Annotated in this window: 1 pseudogene; it reads right to left on the bottom strand. The window is 76.6% G+C overall.

The annotated features are described in order from the left end of the window. Positions 1–736: pseudogene (locus tag KS423_RS46640) on the bottom strand (FUSC family membrane protein); the annotation flags it as partial.

Here is a 736-nt window from a genome sequence, read left to right as displayed (position 1 = left end):
GGGTAGCCGGCGGGCAGCGGGCCGAACTCGGGCGGGCGCAACTGCGCCGCGGTGGCCGCCTCGACCACCGGGATCACCGCGTTGAGCTGGGCGAGCAGCCGCGCCAGGGTGGCCGAGCGGCCGTGTCGGCGGGCCCGGCGGGCGAGCAGCAGGTCGTAGGACTGGTCGAGCGACCGGGTGAGCTCGTGGCGGCGGCCGTCGTACTCCGGCGTGCAGGTGGCCTCCAGCATGTCGGCGACCGCCCGGTAGGTGCCGGCCACCACCGCCCGCTCGGGGACGCCCAGGCGCAGCGGCCAGGCGAGCAGGGTCAGGGCGAGCACCACCAGGCCGCCGAGCAGCAGCAGGGCGGGCGGCAGCCACCAGGGGGAGGGCAGCGGCAGGCCGGCCCCGACCACCGCGTTGAGCAGCAGGAGCAGTCCGGAGACGGAGGCGACCGCGCCGATCGAGGAGATCATGCCGGAGACCAGCGCGACGACGGTCACCGTGGCGACGGTCGTCCAGCCGGCACCGAACACCAGGGTGCCGAGCAGCAGTCCGAGGGCGCCGAACAGCTGGGGCACGGCGATGTTGAACACCCGCATCCGGTACGCGTCGGCGGTGTCCCCGATGACCCCGGACAGTGCGCCCATCGACACCAGCGCGCCGTAGCCGGGCCGCCCGGTGGCGGTGCCCACCGCGAGCGGGGCGGCGAGGGCGACGGAGGCGCGGGCGACCGCCGCCCAGGGGATCGGCGCAG

Source organism: Streptomyces sp. LS1784 (genome assembly GCF_020103755.1).
In the GTDB taxonomy this organism is placed as follows: Bacteria; Actinomycetota; Actinomycetes; order Streptomycetales; family Streptomycetaceae; genus Kitasatospora.
The sequence above is the reverse complement of the archived record's forward strand: the minus strand, read 5'-3'. Positions and strand labels throughout refer to the sequence as shown.